15 protein-coding genes and 2 pseudogenes are annotated in these 18208 nt (G+C 66.2%); 13 read left to right on the top strand and 4 right to left on the bottom strand.

What is annotated here, in order from left to right; genetic code table 11:
* Nucleotides 1–114: 114 nt before the first annotated feature.
* Complete coding sequence (locus OG568_RS54745) at nucleotides 115–1341, bottom strand: PP2C family protein-serine/threonine phosphatase (RefSeq protein WP_329538286.1); 1227 nt, start codon at nucleotides 1339–1341, stop codon at nucleotides 115–117.
* Nucleotides 1342–1640: 299 nt separating this feature from the next.
* On the opposite strand from OG568_RS54745, the gene OG568_RS54750 reads away from it, so the two are divergent.
* The 9 genes and pseudogenes from OG568_RS54750 (at nucleotide 1641) to OG568_RS54790 (ending at nucleotide 12446) form a co-directional block, all read left to right on the top strand.
* Nucleotides 1641–2009 carry a hypothetical protein gene (locus OG568_RS54750; RefSeq protein WP_329537508.1) on the top strand — a complete coding sequence of 123 codons (369 nt, stop codon included), beginning with the start codon at nucleotides 1641–1643 and terminating at the stop codon, nucleotides 2007–2009.
* Nucleotides 2010–2548: 539 nt separating this feature from the next.
* A complete protein-coding gene (locus OG568_RS54755; protein WP_329537509.1) occupies nucleotides 2549–3133 on the top strand; it encodes a GNAT family N-acetyltransferase in 585 nt (194 codons plus the stop codon).
* Between the two features lie 73 nt (nucleotides 3134–3206).
* Nucleotides 3207–4217, top strand: coding sequence for an ISAs1 family transposase (locus OG568_RS54760; protein WP_329537510.1), 1011 nt, complete (start codon nucleotides 3207–3209; stop codon nucleotides 4215–4217).
* Between the two features lie 354 nt (nucleotides 4218–4571).
* On the top strand, nucleotides 4572–6356 hold the full coding sequence (locus OG568_RS54765; protein WP_329536215.1) for a reverse transcriptase/maturase family protein: 1785 nt from the start codon (nucleotides 4572–4574) through the stop codon (nucleotides 6354–6356).
* Between the two features lie 452 nt (nucleotides 6357–6808).
* Nucleotides 6809–8581 (top strand): reverse transcriptase/maturase family protein, encoded by a 1773-nt coding sequence (locus tag OG568_RS54770; RefSeq protein WP_329536214.1) that lies wholly within the window; start codon nucleotides 6809–6811, stop codon nucleotides 8579–8581.
* Between the two features lie 132 nt (nucleotides 8582–8713).
* Nucleotides 8714–9190 carry an ISAs1 family transposase gene (locus OG568_RS54775; RefSeq protein WP_329538287.1) on the top strand — a complete coding sequence of 159 codons (477 nt, stop codon included), beginning with the start codon at nucleotides 8714–8716 and terminating at the stop codon, nucleotides 9188–9190.
* 286 nt (nucleotides 9191–9476) lie between these two features.
* Nucleotides 9477–9836, top strand: a complete 360-nt coding sequence (locus OG568_RS54780) for a transposase (RefSeq protein WP_329537511.1) — start codon at nucleotides 9477–9479, stop codon at nucleotides 9834–9836.
* A 567-nt stretch (nucleotides 9837–10403) separates the two neighbouring features.
* A pseudogene (gene ltrA, locus OG568_RS54785) lies at nucleotides 10404–11840 on the top strand (group II intron reverse transcriptase/maturase).
* Between the two features lie 153 nt (nucleotides 11841–11993).
* The gene (locus OG568_RS54790; protein WP_329537512.1) at nucleotides 11994–12446 is read left to right on the top strand and encodes an IS3 family transposase; all 453 of its coding nucleotides are present in this window, start codon (nucleotides 11994–11996) and stop codon (nucleotides 12444–12446) included.
* A 10-nt stretch (nucleotides 12447–12456) separates the two neighbouring features.
* On the opposite strand, the gene OG568_RS54795 is transcribed toward OG568_RS54790, so the two are convergent.
* Nucleotides 12457–12765, bottom strand: coding sequence for a hypothetical protein (locus OG568_RS54795; protein WP_329537513.1), 309 nt, complete (start codon nucleotides 12763–12765; stop codon nucleotides 12457–12459).
* A gap of 396 nt (nucleotides 12766–13161) precedes the next feature.
* Here OG568_RS54795 and OG568_RS54800 point away from each other — a divergent pair, with 396 nt between their 5' ends.
* Together OG568_RS54800 and OG568_RS54805 are read left to right on the top strand one after the other, a co-directional pair.
* Nucleotides 13162–14049 carry a hypothetical protein gene (locus OG568_RS54800; RefSeq protein WP_329537514.1) on the top strand — a complete coding sequence of 296 codons (888 nt, stop codon included), beginning with the start codon at nucleotides 13162–13164 and terminating at the stop codon, nucleotides 14047–14049.
* 351 nt (nucleotides 14050–14400) lie between these two features.
* Entirely contained in the window at nucleotides 14401–15459 is a 1059-nt protein-coding gene (locus OG568_RS54805) for a protein-glutamine glutaminase family protein (protein WP_329537515.1), read from the top strand.
* Nucleotides 15460–15569: 110 nt separating this feature from the next.
* On the opposite strand, the pseudogene OG568_RS54810 reads toward OG568_RS54805, so the two are convergent.
* Nucleotides 15570–15866 (bottom strand): annotated as a pseudogene (locus OG568_RS54810) (integrase core domain-containing protein); the annotation flags it as partial.
* A 29-nt stretch (nucleotides 15867–15895) separates the two neighbouring features.
* Nucleotides 15896–16987 (bottom strand): integrase core domain-containing protein, encoded by a 1092-nt coding sequence (locus tag OG568_RS54815; protein WP_329538288.1) that lies wholly within the window; start codon nucleotides 16985–16987, stop codon nucleotides 15896–15898.
* Nucleotides 16988–17084: 97 nt separating this feature from the next.
* On the opposite strand from OG568_RS54815, the gene OG568_RS54820 reads away from it, so the two are divergent.
* Together OG568_RS54820 and OG568_RS54825 are read left to right on the top strand one after the other, a co-directional pair.
* On the top strand, nucleotides 17085–17300 hold the full coding sequence (locus tag OG568_RS54820; protein WP_329537516.1) for a hypothetical protein: 216 nt from the start codon (nucleotides 17085–17087) through the stop codon (nucleotides 17298–17300).
* A gap of 63 nt (nucleotides 17301–17363) precedes the next feature.
* Nucleotides 17364–18029, top strand: coding sequence for a glycoside hydrolase family 78 protein (locus tag OG568_RS54825; RefSeq protein ID WP_329537517.1), 666 nt, complete (start codon nucleotides 17364–17366; stop codon nucleotides 18027–18029).
* Nucleotides 18030–18208 lie beyond the last annotated feature (179 nt).

The following is an 18208-nucleotide window of genomic DNA, read 5'->3' on the forward strand; positions in this document are numbered from 1 at the left end:
GCGCCGTGCGAGTTCGTCCTCGACAGGCCGCTGCGCGTCGGCCAGCCGTCGCGGCCGGACTCCGAGGTGCAGAGCTGCTGTTCCTCGCGGACAATCTGTTTGGCGAGAGGTTGCTCAGTCAAGGACTGCGAGGTGGTCGGTGGCGCCGCCGTGCCACTCGATCATGAAGAGGGTGGCGTCGTCGCTGGTGTGTCCGTCCCGTTCCCTCTTCAGGGTGTGGGAGAGCCGGCGCAGATCCGCCCGCACCCCCTGTGACGGCTCTTCTCCCAGGCGGTTGACGCAGTGGATGAGGCGTTCCTCGCCGAACGGCTCGCCGCCGGTGACGTGTTCCTCGATGATGCCGTCGGTGTAGCACAGCACCCGGTCGCCCGGCTGGAGTAGGTGCTCTCGGATCCGGGGCAATTCGCCGCCGAAGCCGACGGGCAGCGTCGTCGCGCTCTCCAGCTGCCGCTCGACCCGGCCTTCGCGGATCAGCAGCGGCGCGGGGTGGCCCGCGTTGACCAGTTCCAGCTCACCGGTGGCGATGTTGATGTGCATCAGCTGGGCGGTGACGAAGTGGTCGGGACCGAACTGCCGGGAGATGGCGTCGTCCATGAACGCGTACTTCTCGGCCAGGCTGACGAACACACGGCGGGCATGCCGGTAGGCGCCGATGGCCACGGTCGCCATCACGGCGGCGTCCAGGCCGTGGCCCATCGCATCGATCACGGCCATGTGCAGGATGTTGCCGTTGAGGGCGTAGTCGAAGCTGTCGCCGGCGACCCGGTAGGCGGGCTCCAGGACGCCGGCCACCGCGACCTGCGGCAGGGTCATCGTCAGCGGCGGCAGCAGGCTCCACTGGATCTCCGCGGACACGCTCATCGGCTCCCGGCGCCGGGCCAGGAAGAACTGGTCGGTGTAGGCGTTCTTCGTGACCACCATGTCGGCGACCAGGCCCGCGAGCCTGCGCAGCAGACACCGGTCGTCGTCGCCGACGGCGTCCAGGGTCAGAGCCATCACCCCCACCTGGTCACTGCCGTCCAGCAGCGGCAGATACATCCGCACGCCGCCGTGGGCCTGCGGCACCTCGACGACGTCCTCGCTCAGGAAGGCCCGGCCGGCAGGGGAGTCGGCCATCGGCTCGGGCTGGCCGACGTGCAGCTTCCTGCCCGCAAGCGGCACCAGCACCTCCTGCGCGTAGTCCTGCAGCAGGATGGAGACGTCCCGGCCACCGATCCTGGCCACCTCCTCCGCGATCAACGGGGCGATCAGCTGCGGCGGCATCAGCCGCGCCCGATCCAGCAGCAGACCGAGCAGCCGCTCACCGAAACCCTCCGACCGATCCACGCTCTCCTCGCCCATGACCCGCCTCGCCACCCCCTCCCTGCCATCCATACCGGTCACCGCCTCCGCACAACCTGAACCTGGGAAAGCCGCCGCAGCGGCTCATTACGCCATGCGCAGCATGTCGGCCCAAGCTGTCCGCGCAGAGTGATCAGGCGGCCCGGGCCAGCGAGGACGCCGTCCCAGCTGGCGATGAGGGTCGGCCACAAGCCAGTCGCCTGATCGCCGTCGCCCACCCCTCGGCGGTTCACAGCGACGCGGACCGCATGCTGGTCACGGCAGGCGGGTGTGCTTCGACGGTACCCAGGACGCCGCCGGTGTCCGAGCTGACAACGGGAGGCGATGATGGCACTCGTGGAAGTCACGCGGACGGATCCGCAGGCCTGGCCCGACGTCCGTGCCTGGTTCGTCGCAAGGCAGACACCGACTACAACACCCTCGAAGGACTCGCCCGCCACCTCACCGGCCTGTTCTGGGCTGTGGTCGAGGAACTCAACCCCGTCCAGAAGGATCTGCGCCTGAGCCAAGAGCTCTACGACCAGTGGAGGGTCGAGATCCAGTACTGGCGGAAGAAGGGCCAGACTGACCGGACCCGGGAACGCAGGGACGTCACATCCGTCCTCCTCTCCGTCCGCGGCCTCTACGTCGACCTCCACAGCTGGGCCATCGCTGAGCCGGAACGGTAGGCCCAGTGGGTGGCGCCCTGCCCGATCCTGCCCCGAGACCTGAAAGGGTTCGGGAAACGCCGACGCGAACTCAAACGGCGGATGGCAGAACGCACCCGAACTCGGCAGCCGCTCTTGCCCGTCCTCACCCAGCACGTCGAGTCCCGCTACGAGCACCTGGCCAGCCTCTTGGAAGCCGCTCGCTCCGTCCAGCTTGGGGAGCCCTTCGAGCACCACGGCCGCCGCTACAGCCGCACCAATCACCCGCGAGGACCACCGCCGAGCCGAGAAAACGGACGCCCCCGTTGTCCGAATCGTCAGCCACGACACCGAGAAGGTGACCAACCTGGCAAAGGCGGAGGACACAGCGTTCTGGGAATCAGGGCGGTTTCAAAGTCCTGGTGCTCATGAATCTGTGCAGGTCACGGCAGTACGACGATGGCGTCCCGCCGGGTGGTGTAGGCCGTGAGAATCTACGCAGCGGGTCTGGCATTGGCGAGGACCGCATGGCTCGATATAAGCGATCGCCACCCGGATCCTGATCGCGTTGGCTGTGGGGCATGCCTGAACTGCGCACCGATCGTCTCCTGCTCCGCCGGTGGCGGGAGTCCGACCTTGAGCCGTGGGCGGCGATGAACGCCGATCCCGAAGTCCGAGAACACCTGGGGGAACTGCTGACGCGGGAGCAAAGCGATGCCGCGATGGCGGTCATGCAGGCCGAGTTCGACGACCGAGGATTTGGGTGGTGGGCGCTGGAAGCAAGGGAGACCGGTGAGTTCATCGGCCGCGTCGGCTTGGACGAGGTGGACGAGGACATGCCCTTCGCGGGGGTGGATATCGGATGGCGGTTGATGCGTTCGGCGTGGGGTCACGGTTACGCCGCCGAGGCCGCCCGGGCATGCCTTGCATTCGGCTTCGAGGCCCTCGGGCTGCCGGAGGTGGTTGCGTCGACGACCGTCAACAACCTTCGTTCCCAGGCGGTAATGCGCCGGATCGGCATGACCCGGGACCCGGCCGACGACTTCGAGGATCCGAGCGTGCCCGAGGGGCCGCTACGCCGGTGTGTGCTGTACCGGACCTCCGCAGAGATGCTCACGGCCTACACCACGCGGCGGGACACCATCAGTACGACGGTGTATCGGTGACCCGCCACGCACGCATCGAAGCTCCAGTTGAAGGGGTGACCATCCCAAGTCGCCCTGCCCGACCGGAGCTTCGATGTGCCGTCAGTCTGCCAGTGTCTGTCTGACCAAGTCACCTTCGCGTCAGCACCGCGGACTCGTGGGCTTGCCGACTCGGCTTGGGACGCTGGTGGATCCGCGATGCCGGCGGGGCAAGCGTCACCCGTTCGTGAGCGTGCTGCTGGTGGCCTGCTCGGCCGTGGTGGCCGGTGCCCGGTCCTTCGCGGCGATCGGGCAGTGGGCGCGAAGTGCCCCACAGGCCGCCCTCGCCCGACTCAGCGCCCGCACCGTCTCTGTACTCGGCGTCCGTCTCGCGCCGAGTACGGCGACGATCCGCCGGATCATCAACCAGGTCTGCCCTGGCGGCCTGGCCGACCTGCTGGGATGTGACCCGGCCGGGGCGGACACCCTCGCGGTGGACGGCAAGAGCGCCCGCGGTTCGCGCCATGGCGACACTCCGGCCGCGCATCTGCTCGCGGCGATCACCGGCACCGGGATGACCGTCACCCAGCTGCGAGTACCGGCTGAGACGAACGAAATCACCTGCTTCGCCGCCCTGTTGGCCCCCTACGACCTGGCCGGCGTGGTCGTCACCGCCGACGCCCTGCACACCCAGCGCGACCACGCCCGTTTCCTCGTCGAGGACAAGAAGGCGCACTACGCCTTCACCGTCAAGGGCAACCAGTGCGCCACGAGGCGCTTTGACACATCCCCGCTGAAGGCGGGACAGACTCGAAGGGAGGTCTGCTGGGTCCGATGGCTGACCTGGATCCGAAAGGTGAAGGGGACCACAGCATGCCAGGAAACCGGCGACCGGGCCCAGGTGCCTGGGGCGGTGCGCCGGGGGACCCGCGCGGTATGGCGAAATTGCGCCGCGAGGCGCTCTGTTGTATCCCCGGCTCAGCCGGGAAGGACTCGGAGGAACGTTCTTGAATCGAATGGCTTACCTCAGCCTGAAAGGGTGAGAGGGACAAGAGCATGCCAGGAAATCGGCGACTGTGTCCAGACGTTAGGAGCAGTGCGCCGAGCGATTCACGCAATACGGTGAAAGCTAGACTGCCTGAATCCCAATCTCCAGGAGATGCAAATATCCATCCGCCGGAAAGACGTCTGGAACCGGCGCCACGTCCTGCATCGGCATTTCTTTCGCGGCCGTTGCAACCTCCGGAACGTGGAGCGATGCCCAGTGAGGGCATTCAAGGAGATGAGTGGGGCACCTAAGTTGCGTTAGTACGTACGACAGAGATGAACGCGGGATCACCTAAGGGATGCGAATCCTATGGTGACGGAGACCCCATAGTAGTCGCCGGAGTAACGACCGGTCATGAAGTCCGGGAAAGCCGGAATGAGGGCGAAGGGGGTCAGGTGATCGGACACTCGAAGACCTGGGAGGTATGCGAAATTGCAGAGCGCCGAAACAGTGCTGGGTGTCCTCCGTGAACGCGGCAGGCACGGCCTGCCATGTAATGAACTGTACCGACAGATGTTCAATCCGCAGCTGTATCTCATGGCTTACGGGCGTATCTACTCCAACAAGGGAGCGATGACGCCTGGAGTCTCGGCAGATACCGTGGACGGCATGTCGCTGGACAAGATCGAGCGCATTATCGATGCGATGCGCCACGAGCGCTATCGATTCAGTCCGGTCAAGAGAGTCATGATCCCGAAGAAAAACGGGAAACTCAGACCCCTCGGATTGCCTGGCTGGACGGATAAGCTGGTTGGAGAGGTGATGCGTCTCCTATTGGAGGCATATTATGACCCCCAGTTTTCCGATCGGTCCCATGGGTTCCGTGCCCGTCGGGGCTGCCACACCGCGCTGCGCGAGGTGGCTAATACCTGGACGGGTACGACCTGGCTGATTGAGGGCGATATCTCCGACTGCTTCGGGTCGCTTGACCATGAGGTCATGCTCTCGACGTTATCTGAGAAAGTCCACGATCGCCGGTTTCTGCGGCTATTGCGCAACATGCTTCAGGCCGGATACTTGGAGGACTGGGTATGGAACGCCACGCTCTCCGGGGCACCACAAGGCGGTGTTCTCTCTCCCACGCTCTCCAACATTTATCTGCACCGGTTGGACAACTTTGTCGAAAAGGTTCTGATACCCGAATATGACCGAGGGGCGGAACGAGTTAAGAATCCCGCCTATCGTAAGGTTCAGAAAGCACTCACGCTAGCTCGGGTGCGTGGTGACCGTGCCGAGGCGCGATCGCTACGTAAAGAGCTACGCAGTATGCCGAGCAAGGATCTCAACGATCCTCGCTACCGGCGGTTGCGCTATGTGCGGTACGCCGACGACACCTTGCTCGGTTTCACCGGACCGAAAGCCGAAGCCGAGGAGATCAAGCAACGCCTCGGGCAGTTCCTGCGTGACGAACTCAAACTGGAGCTGTCCGAGGAGAAAACATTGATCACTCACGCCAGAACCGGCGCGGCAAGATTCCTCGGTTACGAGATCACCGTTCAGCAGAACGACAAGGCGATCAGCAATGGCCAACGGTCAAGCAACGCGACCGTCAAGTTGCGGGTGCCAGTCGCGGTGATCAAGGCTAAATGTGCCTCCTATATGAAACGCGGGAAACCCGCACGCAGGACCCCTTTGATGAACATGGACGATTACACCATCGTCTCTATCTTCGGGGCCGAATATCGCGGGTTGGCACAGTACTACCTGTTGGCCAGTGACGTCTATCGGCTGAATCGGCTGAACTGGGTCATGGAGACATCGCTGCTAAAGACGCTTGCGGGCAAGCACCGCTCGACCGTATCGAAGACGGCGGCCAAGTATAAGGCCAAGGTCGAAACTCCATACGGGTTGCGCACGTGCTTCGAAGCGACCGTTGAACGCAGTGGTGGCAGGAAACCACTGGTAGCACGGTACGGTGGCATACCACTTCGGTGGCAGAAGACAGCGGTCCTCGAAGACCGTAAACCAGATCGAGCAGTTGGTCCCAAGGAATTGGTCACCAGACTCCTTGCGGGGAGGTGCGAGATCTGTGAGCGGTCGGGGAAGGTTCAAGTTCACCACATCCGAAAACTCTCGGATCTCGACAAGCTCGGTCAGCCGGACAGGCCGGCGTGGGCATCAATCATGGCGAAGCGGCGCCGCAAGTCCCTTGTGGTCTGCCAGAACTGTCACGACGATATCCATACTGACTCGCAAGTCGCGAAACCCACGGAGTAGTCACTGGAGAGCCGGATGCCTTTAACGGGGCACGTCCGGTTCGGTGGGGGGTCGCGTGGAAAAGGGTCTGAACTCCAGATACCTCGCCGCGCGGCCTACCCTGCGCTTGACTGCCTGAACCCCAATCTCCAGAGGCAGCAATTTACTGCGACCGGAACGGCACCTGAAACCGGTGCCCGTCGTGACCGGGGACGTACTGGTTCGCCCTGGTCAACCTTCGCGGCGGGAGCGATGCCCAGCGAGGGCATTGAAGGAGATGAATGGGGCGCCTGGGCCGCGCTGAACGTGTGTCAGAGACGAACGTGGGATCACCGTCCCAGTACGGCTGGCGGTGACGGAGTGCCCGTAGTAGTCGCCGGAGTCACGCCCGGCCGAGGAGAGCGGGAAAGCCGCTCGCAGGGCGAAGGGGCACAGGTGGTACGGACACCGGCGACACCGGGGAGGTATGCGAAATGCAGAGCGCTGACACAGTGCTCGGTGTCCTGAGCGACAGGGGCAGACGCGGTCTGTCTCTGGAACGGTTGTATCGGCAGCTGTTCAGCGAACAGCTGTTCCTGATGGCCTACGGACGCATCTACGCCAACGGCGGAGCGATGACGCCCGGGGTCGACGGGAAGACACCCGACGGGATGAGCCTGGGACGAATTCGGGAGATCATCGACCTGTTGAAGGCCGAGCGTTACCGGTTCTCCCCGGTCCGGAGGGTGCACATCCCGAAGAAGAACGGAAGTCTGCGGCCCCTGGGGCTGCCGACCTGGACGGACAAACTGGTCGGGGAGGTGGTGCGTCTCCTGCTGGAGGCGTACTACGAACCGCAGTTCTCGTCCAGGTCGCACGGTTTCCGCCCTGGCCGGGGCTGCCACACCGCGCTCGATGAGATCGCCTCGACATGGACGGGCACCACCTGGCTCATCGAGGGCGACATCGCCGACTGCTTCGGCAGTCTCGACCACGAGGTCATGCTCGCGATCCTGGCCGAACGCATCCATGACGGACGCTTCCTGACCCTGGTCTCGGACATGCTGCGGGCGGGATATATGGAGGACTGGATCTGGCATGCCACCTACTCCGGTGCACCACAAGGAGGAGTGGTCTCGCCGATCCTGTCCAACATCTACCTCGACCGTCTCGACAAGTTCGTGGAAAAGGAGCTGGCACCGGCCTTCACCCGGGGTGCCGTCCGCCGCCGCAACCGGGAACACGTGAACGTCACCGCGACGATCGGTTACTGGAGACGCAAGGGAGACCGGGCCAAGGTGCGGTCCCTGCGCAAGATCCAGCAGTCGATCCCGAGCGGGGACGTAAACGATCCCGGCTACCGGCGGCTTCGATACCTCCGGTATGCCGACGATCACCTGCTGGGGTTCGTCGGTCCGAAGGCTGAAGCCGAGGAGATCAAGGAAAGACTCGCCGCGTTCCTGCGCGACGAGCTCAAGCTCCGGCTGTCTCGGGAGAAGACCCTGATCACCCATGCCCGTACCCACAAGGCGCGGTTCCTCGGTTACGACATTTGGACCAAGCACAATGACACCTGGCGAGCCCAGGGGAAACGCGTCCTCAACGGAGCGATCGCCCTCGGCATCCCGCCGGAGACCGTCAACGCCAGATGCCGGGTCTACCAGCGCGGACAGGGCAAACCCCTGATCCGCAACGACCTGATCCGAACCAGCGACCACAACATCGTCGCCACGTTCGGGATGGAATACCGCGGCTACGTCCAGTACTTCCAGATGGCAGGGAACATCAACTGGCTGAACAAGCTCCGCCAGTACATGGAACGGTCGATGCTCTCGACCCTGGCGGCCAAGCACCGCCGCCCTCCCTGGATCATGCGTGAACGCTACAAAACCACCATCGAGACCCCCTTCGGGAAACGACGGTGCTTCGAAGCGGTCCAGCGCACTCCAGCGGGCAAGGTGTTCACCGCCAGGTTCGGTGGCATCCCTCTCCGTCGGCGCAAACACGCCCGACCGATCATCGACGGGGCGTGGCCGACGAAGAAGGGCCGCCGGCTAATCGACCGGCTGACCGCCGGAATCTGCGAGCTCTGCGCGTCGCATGACGGGATCACCGTCCACCACGTCAGGCGACTCACCGACCTCAACCGATACAGCTCCACTGCCGCACCCCGATGGGTCGAGGCCATGCGGACCAGACGACGGAAGACCCTGATCGTCTGCGACCGCTGCCACGGCGAGATCCATCAGCAGCCGATCGCTCAGTAGCACCACTGGAGAGCCGGATGCGGGGAAACTCGCACGTCCGGTTCGGGGAGCAGCCGCGCGGAAACGACCCCACCGAGGGCACCGCGCCGCGCGGCTGACTCTACGAAGGGCCTGCACCACCAGCTTCGCGCCCTGCCCTGGACGAAGGCGAGTGCAAAGTTCTACGACCGCACCGAAGGCCACGGACGGCTGGAGACCCGGGTAGTGCAAGCCCTGACCGTCACTGGCCTCGGCACGGACTTCCCGCACGCCGCCCAGGTCGCGAAGATCACCCGGCATCGCACCAACAGCAAGACCGGCAAGCGCACCCGCGAGACCGTCTACGTCATCACCGACCTGACCAGCCGACAGGCATCCCCCGAACGCCTCGCGACGATCGCCCGCTCGCAGTGGACCATCGAGAACCGGCTGCACTTCGTCCGCGACACCACCTTCGCCGAGGACGCCTCCAAAATCCGAACCGAGCACGGCCCGGAGAACATGGCCACCCTGCGCAGCTTCGCCATCAACCTACTGCGAGCGGCCGGCCACACGAACGTCGCCGCCGCCCTCCGCGAGATGTCCTACGAGCCGTTCCGCCGCCCACTGGACCTCCTCGGTATCAACTGACCAGCACCGATCCAAGATCAAAGGACTTTGAAACCGCCCTGGCGGCCCAGCTGCCATAGAATTGCACTGGTAGTTGAACAGCAATCTATGGCGCCGACGGGGTTCAGCAGGCCTGACCATTGGGGCCGCGAGGCTCAGTCTGGCAGCTCTTCACCGACCAGAGCGAGCCGGAGAGTATCGCGGGTCAAGTTCGGCGGGATCGGCTTCGATGGAGAAGTGAGGTTCCCCCGAGATGCGGAGGATGCTGACGGAGGGTCAGATGGTTCTCATGAGAGGAACATCGACCATGGCTGCCCCCAGGAAGTACTCGTTGGAGTTGCGTGAGCGTGCGGTGCGCATGTACCGGACGTCCGACCCGAAGCCTCAGATCAAGAAACTGGCCGTCGATCTCGGCGTGCACCCGGAGGCCCTGCGCGGCTGGATCCGCCAGGCTGAGGCCGATGCCGGCGAGCGCGACGACCGGCTCACCACTGACGAACGCGCCGAGCCCGCGGCGCTGCGCAAGGAGAACGTCCAGCTCAAGCGCGCGAACGAGGTCCTGCGGACGGCCTCGGCTTTTTTCGCGGCCGAGCTGTGCGCCACGAGGCGCGATGTTGATCGAGAGGTGGTGAAAGGCCACTTCCGTCAGGTCGTCGCAGCGGCCTGATCGAAGCTTGGGGGCAGCCTGATCCGGGGAACGCCGGTGAGGGTGGCAAGCGGCCCCGACGAAGGCGGAACGTACCGGAACTACCAGACGGTGCGGGCCCGTTCAGCGAGGTCAGAAGGTGCAGCGAGAGCGAACCAGTGGTGGAAGCTCCGTAAACGCGAAGCCGGGTCAAATCTGGTGGATATGGGCCGGTGTGCAGTGCGTGGGACGTCCGATTCAAGGAGTCGGTGATCCCAACTCCGAAGCCGTGTAGCTGTAACGGTGGGGAGGCCACGTCGAAGGTCTGCGGCGTAAGCGTGGCGATGCTGCCGGAGTAGAGCTGGGCACCTCCCTGACCGATCGATCACATGGTGAACGTGGGAACCATCCGCGGTCGCCCTCCTGTTGGACAGCCCGTTCAGCGGTGGGCAGGTCCGTTGCCGGTTGAGGGCCGTGAGATGGGGCGGAGGCCCCGTAGTAGTCGCGGGCGTGACGACCCGCCGTGGAGGCCGTGAGAGACGGCCGCAGGGCGAAGCGGGCCAGCAAGTCAGCAGTTGAGGTTGCTGGAAGGCCGGGAGGTTTTCGCTGGTGAATACCGACGAACTGGAGCACGCCTTATTTATGGCGGAGCGACGGGTACTGAATATCCAGACCAAGCTGCACCGTTGGGCTCGTGATGATTCTCATCGCAGGTTCGACGACCTCTACAACCTTGTTGCCGATCCCGGTTTCCTTCTGGTGGCCTGGGATCGGGTGAGGGGTAACAAGGGTGCCCGCGCGGCTGGAGTGGACGGGCGCACGGCGCGTTCCGTCGAGGCCGGGCAGGGAGTCGGGGATTTCCTTGACGGACTGCGGTTGCAGTTGAAGGACCGTAGTTTCCGCCCGCTACCGGTGCGTGAACGCATGATCCCGAAGGCCGGTGGGAAGCTCCGCCGCCTGGGGATCGCGACAGTCACCGACCGAGTGGTCCAGGCATCCTTGAAACTGGTGCTGGAGCCAATTTTCGAGGCGGATTTCCTCCCGTGTTCCTACGGGTTCCGCCCGAACCGCCGGGCCCATGACGCGGTAGCCGAGGTGCGCTATCTCTCCTCGCGGCCACGCAATTATGAGTGGATCGTCGAGGGAGACATCACGGCCTGTTTCGATGAAATCTCGCATCCGGCCCTGATGGACCGGTTGCGGCACCGAGTCGGCGACAGACGCATCCTGGAACTGGTAAAGGCCTTCCTCAAGTCGGGCATCCTCGGAGAGGACCGCCTGCTGCGGGAAACCACCGCCGGAACCCCACAGGGGTCGATTCTCTCGCCTCTGCTCAGCAACGTGGCGCTGTCGGTCCTGGACGAGTACATCGCCCAGGCGCCGGGAGGCCCGACTGCTGGGAAGGTGGACCGCGCCAGACGGCACCGCCATGGTCTGCCCAACTACCGACTTATTAGGTACGCGGACGACTGGTGCCTGATGGTCTTCGGCTCGAAAGCCGATGCCGAGGTCCTGCGTGAGGAAATCGCTGGGGTCTTGTCCACGATGGGCCTGCGCCTGTCACCGGAGAAGACCTTGATCACCCATATCGATGAGGGCCGGGACTTTCTCGGATGGCACATCCAGCGCCACCGCAAGAGAGGGACCAGGCAGCACTACGTCTACACCTACCCCGCGAAGAAGGCTGTCCAGGCCGTGAAACGGAAGGTCAAGACGCTGTGACGAGAGGTCGAAGTGAGCCAACCGTTGGATGACCTGCTGCGTCGACTGAATATGGCGTTGCGGGGCTGGTGCGCTTACTTCCGGCCAGGAGTGTCCTCCGCGACCTTCTCCTATCTGAGCCACTACACGTGGCAGACAGTTTGGCGATGGATCCGGCGCAAACACCGCCGGTCCACCTGGAAGGATCTCCGCCACCGCTATTGCGGCGGTGGATGGTGGCCCACCAGTGAGAACAGGGAGCTGTTCGATCCCGAGAAGGTAGGCACGACCCGCTACCGTTACCGAGGTTCGATTATCCCGGCTCCCTGGCCCATCGCGGGATGAGGATGTCCAACACACGGTCCATTTCGGGGCTTGTGGAGAGCCCGGTGCATTGAGAGGTGCCCGCCGGGTTCGGGAAGCGGTCCGGGGAAACGGGCCGGCCGAAAGGCCGGAACCGCGCCCCGGGCCGACTTTCACCGACCCGACCCGGCCCAGGTGACGGCGCTCCTCGACGAGCACCCGCACCTGGGGGTCGAGCCCGTCCTGCGGGAACTGTCCGTCCCTTCCTCGACGTGCTACCGCTGGCGCCGTGCCGAGCGCGAGCCGTGCGAACGCGTGCGCCGGGACGCGGAACTCACCGAGCAGATCAGGGAGATCCACGCAGATTCGGGCGGGATCTACGGCTCGCCGCGCGTGCATGCTGTGCTCAAGCGTGAGGGCGTCCACGTGGGCCGCAAGCGGGTCGAGCGCCTGATGCGCGAGGCCGACATCGCAGGCGTCAGCCCGCGCCGCAAGGGGTTCACATGCCGGGACCCCAAGGCCACCCTGGCCCCGGACCTGGTCCAGCGCGACTTCACCGCGAGTGCGCCGAACCGGCTGTGGGACCTCATTGACGGCTGCCTCGCCGGCACCGGACCCACCATGGCTGGCCCAGAACTCTCATCTTGATGCACGTGAATCAAGAATTTGGGGAGTCACCTTTGGCCCCGCTCGCGGCCTGCTGGCCTCTCGCCGCACGGTTCCTGGCTTCTTCGAGGTGGCCCGGGCGCGTACTGAGCCGAAGTTGGCGGCCTGCGTAGCCTCCGCCGACAACTGTGAGTACAGAGCCGACCGTCGGCCAGTCTGCGGGTTCGATGTAGCCGTCGGCGATATCGACGCGGTCGACCACGCCAATCTCCCCGGACGGGACCTGCACCCTGAGCCCGTAGTGCATGTGCTTGACCACGATCCCGCTGGTCAGAGACCACTTCCTCAGCTGCTCCGGCATCCTCCAAGCCTGCCAGAACTTCAGCGCGCAGAAGGCTGATCGAGCGACATCACGCCTTCAGGCTCAGTAAGGACCGCGAGTACCTGACGCTGATGGACGCCACCAGCACCGGTAGCCAAGAGATTTTCGCGCTGCTCGGAGCGCTGGTCGCCGATCCTGCGGTCGTCGAACTATATGAGCGCCTCGACGCGCTCGCCGAAGCCCCCGCCGACGATCCGCGGATGGTACCCCTGGCAGCTGACCTGATGGCAGCCGTCCCTGACGAGCTGTTCGCCGGGATCCCGAGGACGGGGTGGTCATGGCCGGATTCAAGGAGGCACTGCTCGCTGAGTACGCCCCCGCTCAGGCAGAAGTCGTGGGCCGACTCATGGACGCGTTCATGGAGAGGGGCCGGGGATGAGCGGCGGATCCAGGGGCGTACGGGCGGCGCGGGTCGCGGTGGCTGCTGTGCTGCCGGGGGAACTTGCCCTGGCGGTCTGCCTGGCGGGCGCCGAGGCGCTGGTGCTCGCGGTGCTGCTGGAGGCCTGGGTGCTGCGCTCGCTGTACGTCGCCGCGCGCGCCCGCGGCGCGGACCGCAGGGCGGCGCGGCGGGCCGCAGTACGGGAGGCGGTGCCGGTGACGGTCCGCCGCCTGGTCCTCCACGAGCTGCGCGCCGTCGCCTCCCTGGGGCGGTGGGTCCGGCGCGGCACGCACGGGGTGCGCCCCGGCGACCTCGCCGCCGCGTACACCGGGCCCCAGACCGCGATGATGTACGGGCTGCTCTTCGTGTTGGTCATCGAGACGGTGGGCCTGGCCTTCCCCATCCCTTGGCCGGCGGTCCACCTGGTGATCCTGGTACTCGACCTGTACGGCGTCGTCCTCGTGCTGGCCCTGCACGCCGCCTGCGTCACCCGGCCGCACGTCGTGCGCCCCGACGGCTCTCTGCGGATCCGCTACGGAGCCCTCTTCGACCTCGCCGTACCGCCGGACGCAGTCGCCTCGGTCCGGGTCGACCGGCGCTACCCCGAAGGCCACCTGATCACCCTCTCCGAGGACGGGGTCCTCGACCTGATCGTGGGCAGCCAGACCTCAGTGACCCTGGAGCTGAACCGGCCACTTCCTTTCACCCGCCCGCTCGGCGCAACGGAAGAGGCCCGCACCATCCGCTCACGACGAGGTCGGTGGCCTTGCCCACCTCGGCGACGACGGCCTCGTACGCCTCGTTCTCGTCGGCGCCGAGCGGCACCCGCGCCGTGCGCACCCGGCCGCCCCAACGGCGTGCCGGCCGATCGGCTCCCATGGTGACGGCCCCGTTACCGTGGTCGATGACGACGATCTCTCCGCCGTGGCGGCGTTCGAGCGCCCCGTAGACCACACTGGCGTCCGCGCTGGCGTTCGGACCAGCACGAGGTCGCCGGGGCCGACGCACAGGAAGCCGGCCAGGTCGGCCCGGGTGGCGGCGAGCCGGCCCGGCAGCTCCGGGAACCACAGCACCGGCGCGCGCTCCATCCCCGGGGCGGCCGCGTGGCCGGGGAGCCTGAGCGCCAGGGTGAAGTGCCCGAAGGTCTGCCCCTGAGGACGGCGACAGGCCACGCCCGCGTCCGCAAGGGTGGGTGGGATGTCACCGCGCCGAACAGCGGAGGAAGTGAGTGGTTGATGCGCCGGTCGGCTCGTGACGAGGCACACGCACAGCGGACGGCCCCCGCGCCGAAGCGTGTCCCGGACCGGACGGAGGACCCGGCCGCGCGGCGGGGTCACGCTCAGCCCGAACACCCCTCGGACGTGCTGGCGCTGCGGGGCGCCGCGGGCAATGCGGCGGTCACCGCAGTGATCCAGCGTATGCAGGCCCCCGGCGTCAAACGCAAGAGGTCCGGATCGCCGGAGGACCGGGAGCCGTCGAAGCAGGCAAGGGCGGACAGGTCGTCCTCCTCTGAGGAGGAGTACTCCTCGGAGGAATCGGAGACCTCCTCTGAGGAGGAGCGGGAGGAGCCGTTCTCGGCGGAGGTCATGCAGCAGATCGCCAACGACCAGGCCCGGGTGACCGAACTGCTGGAGCGGATGGACGAACAAGCCGCTCCCGAGCACATCAAGCGGGTCGCCGAGGACAAGGTGGCGGTTCTCTCACTGCTGCGGAACCTGATACCCCTGCGGTCGGTGGAGACCGTGCGCGAGGCCATCCGGCTCGTCGGCCAGAAACCGGACAGCGCGACGAAGACCAAGTACCTGGCCAGACTCGACGCGCAACTCACCTATCTCGCGGAGGAGTTCCCGTCCTCGGGTCCGCCGACCGCGGAGACCCTCCAAGCGATGTGGCCCCGGCTCGTGCCCGCCTTCGGCAGTACCGGCGGGCAGGTGGGCCAGGACGGCTGCGAGGATCGGGCCCACGCGGTCTGCCTGGCCGTCGCCCGGCACGCCCCGGCGATCGCCGCCCACCATCTCTCGAAGCACTGGGCCACCTCCGCGGGAGCCCGGCTGCACGCGGATCACCAGTGGAACCACCACGTCGCGGCCTCGGTGACGACCCCGAGCGGGGTCCTGGTCATCGACCCCGTCTTCTCCCGTTCCGGGCCGATCGAGCTGGGTGAGTGGGCCGCCCGCGTCCAGGTCGACAAGGACCGGAACATCCACCGGACCGCCTGGGGATTCCTCGGGAAACCCGGTCCCGGCAACCGGCCGGACGCCAACAGCGCCGTGGAGTACACACCCTCCTCCTGACTCCGGCCGCTCGCCGCGCTCAGTCCACCGGCCAGGTGTGCGCGGCCGCGTTCAGATGCATGTAGTCCATGTACGTGGCGTGCGGGTGCTGATTATTACGTCCGGGCAGGTCAGGCCGCGTGTGTGTATGCGTGGAGGATGCCGCCGAGGCGGTCACGCCGATGGATGTCCAGTCGGTCGGGGTCGGTGATCGGTTCGGGGACGGGCCGCAGGGGTGTCGCGCTGTGCAGGGTGCGGTGGGGCCGGTGCTGGTTGTAGAAGGCTTCGAACTGGACGAGTGCGTGGAGCAGGTGGGCCTGGTTCCAGATCAAGGTGCGGTCGAGGAGCTCGTGTCTGCGGGTCTGCACCCACCGTTCCATGACCGAGTTCATGCGGGGCACGCGGTTGCTGGTGGTGACGACCTTGATTGCGGGTGCCGATACATCATCCGGCCTGCTCAGGCGGCATGTTGGTACTCGTGCAGGGTTCCGCCGAGCCGGTCTCGTCGGCGGACCTCAAGATGCCCGATCTGCTCTGGCACGTTGATCGGTGCAGGCAGTGGGCGCAGCGGCGCGGCTTGTCCCAGGGCTCGGTGCGGTCGATGGCAGGTGTAGAAGGTCTCGAACTCGCGGAGCGAGTGCAGAAGGTGGCTCTGGTTCCCAGTCAAGGTGCGGTCCGGCAACTCACGTCGGCACGTCTGTATCCAGCGCTCCATGGGGGAGTTCATCCGCGGTATCCGAATGCCGGTGGTGACAACGTTCAGCCCGGCGTCGGTCAGCAGGTCGTCAAAAGCGGCCGTGAACTTCGAGTCGCGGTCGCGGATCAAGAACCTGGCCCTGCTGCTTGCGTCCTCGAGGTCCATGAGGAGATTGCGCCCGAGCTGCACGATCCACTCCGCCGTCGGGTGTGCGCCGGCGCCCAGGATCCGCACCCGCCGCGTGGCGTGCTCGATCACCGCGAAGACGTACAGGCGCGCCCCGGTCAGGGTGCGGACCTCGAACAGATCGCAGGCGAGCAGCGCTTCTGCCTGGCTGCGCAGGAAGTCGGCCCAGGTGGTGCTCTGCCGTTCGGGCGCGGGTGGGATGCCGTGCTCGCGGAGGATCTCCCAGACGGTGGAGGCGGCGACCTTGATGCCGAGCGCCACGAGCTCGCCGTGGATCCGCCGGTAGCCCCACGAGTCATTCTCGCCCGCCAGACGCACGACCAGGGCCCGGATCGACCGGATGGTCGGCGGGCGCCCGCGGCGCTTCGGCACGCAGGCCGCAGCGTGACGCCGCTTGAGCAGGCCGCGATGCCGGCGCAGGAGCGTGTCCGGGCGGACCAGCAGCAGGAGGTGCCGCAGCTTGTCCAAGGGGAGGTGGTGGAGCAGGCCGGCGAGGACAGCGCGGTCGGTGTCGGTGAACGTGGGCTTGCCGACCTGGCGCTGCAGGACCAGCAGCTGGTGCCGCAGCGCCAGGATCTCCACGTCCTTCTCTCTGTCGCTCATCGGCAACAGGCGCAGGAACGCGAAGGTGTGGCTCACGGCGAGACACGCAAGACGCGGCAGCACGAAGATCATGATGCCGTCGATGCCCTGCGCAGATGGAGACAACAGGGTGAAGGGAGGCGCGGCCGGAAATCCGGGATCAAGCGCTCCACCTGGGCGGATGAATTATCGACACCCGCAGTGCCGCTACCTCGCGGTCGTCGCCTTCGCGCAGAAGATCCCCAGCGCCGTCGCCCCGCTGATCGCCCCGCTCGTCATCACCCTCGGCGTCAGCGGCGGTGGCGAGAAGAACTACACCCAGCTCTACCTGGTCGGCGCGGTCCTGGCGCTGGCCGGTGGTCTCATCGTCAAGTTCAAGGTCAAGTCTGTCCGGTAGCGCCGCCTTACGGCCGGCGTCGCGAGAAGCGTCCCACTCCCCCGAGTTCCGAGAAGGCACAGCATGCACAACGCTCCGTACAACCTGGACATCGACAGCGGCGGGAACGACTTCCCCGTGTCGGGGCCCACGCCCCGGCTGTCGTGGAAGCCGCCGTCGGACGCGGCACGCCCGGTGGCATACGAGGTGGAGTGCAGCGTCGACGGCAAGACGCGGCCTGTGGTGAGCACCGCCGTCGGCGGGCACCGCTTCGTGCCCTGGCCGTCGGCAGCGCTGGACAGCGGGCGGCGGGTGACCTGGCGGGTCCGGGCGCTCGGCACCGACGGCGACTCGCCGTGGTCACGGTGGCACGCGTTCGAGACGGGTCTTCTCGACGCCGACTGGCAGGCGCGCTGGATCAGTCCCGCCGAGACAGACGACGCCGGCTACGGCAGACGGCCCGCGTACGTCCTCTCAGCCCGGTTCGAGGCGCGGGCCTCGCTCCCGCACGGGCAGCCGGCCTCGCCAGGATCCGCGTCCTCCCACAACTCCTCACTATCCGCGATGAACGCACGGCCGCCGCAACCAGCGCACACCCGCTCGACTCCGCCCTCGACATCGTCAACGAGCACGAAGAACACGCGCCCGCCGCAGACGCCGCAGACGGAAGGAACGATCTTCACCGGACGGTCGTCGGCAGCGTTCCGGAGAAACACCGCGAGGTCCGCAGAGACACCCTCGCCAACCTGATCATCAGCATGCACAGGCACATCGTTCCAGACGTCCGAACCAGCACCCATCCACCTTGACCAAAGGCATAGGGGCACCCCCCAGGCCATACGTTGGACAGGGGGAGAAAGTCATGCCAACTCCGGAGGCCGGGCGCCCCATTGCGGGGCCACCAAGAAGGTAATGGGGGGACGACCGTC

This window comes from Streptomyces sp. NBC_01450, from assembly GCF_036227505.1.
In the GTDB taxonomy this organism is placed as follows: domain Bacteria; phylum Actinomycetota; class Actinomycetes; order Streptomycetales; family Streptomycetaceae; genus Streptomyces.

What these genes read in the sequence shown, in the direction of transcription:
- OG568_RS54745 (WP_329538286.1), bottom strand. Translation starts at nt 1,341, where the DNA reads ATGGGCGAGGAGAGCGTGGATCGGTCGGAGGGTTTCGGTGAGCGGCTG.
- OG568_RS54755 (WP_329537509.1), top strand. Translation starts at nt 2,549, where the DNA reads ATGCCTGAACTGCGCACCGATCGTCTCCTGCTCCGCCGGTGGCGGGAG.
- OG568_RS54760 (WP_329537510.1), top strand. Translation starts at nt 3,207, where the DNA reads ATGTGCCGTCAGTCTGCCAGTGTCTGTCTGACCAAGTCACCTTCGCGT.
- OG568_RS54770 (WP_329536214.1), top strand. Translation starts at nt 6,809, where the DNA reads ATGCAGAGCGCTGACACAGTGCTCGGTGTCCTGAGCGACAGGGGCAGA.
- OG568_RS54780 (WP_329537511.1), top strand. Translation starts at nt 9,477, where the DNA reads ATGGCTGCCCCCAGGAAGTACTCGTTGGAGTTGCGTGAGCGTGCGGTG.
- OG568_RS54795 (WP_329537513.1), bottom strand. Translation starts at nt 12,765, where the DNA reads ATGCCGGAGCAGCTGAGGAAGTGGTCTCTGACCAGCGGGATCGTGGTC.
- OG568_RS54800 (WP_329537514.1), top strand. Translation starts at nt 13,162, where the DNA reads ATGAGCGGCGGATCCAGGGGCGTACGGGCGGCGCGGGTCGCGGTGGCT.
- OG568_RS54805 (WP_329537515.1), top strand. Translation starts at nt 14,401, where the DNA reads ATGCGCCGGTCGGCTCGTGACGAGGCACACGCACAGCGGACGGCCCCC.
- OG568_RS54820 (WP_329537516.1), top strand. Translation starts at nt 17,085, where the DNA reads ATGAATTATCGACACCCGCAGTGCCGCTACCTCGCGGTCGTCGCCTTC.
- OG568_RS54825 (WP_329537517.1), top strand. Translation starts at nt 17,364, where the DNA reads ATGCACAACGCTCCGTACAACCTGGACATCGACAGCGGCGGGAACGAC.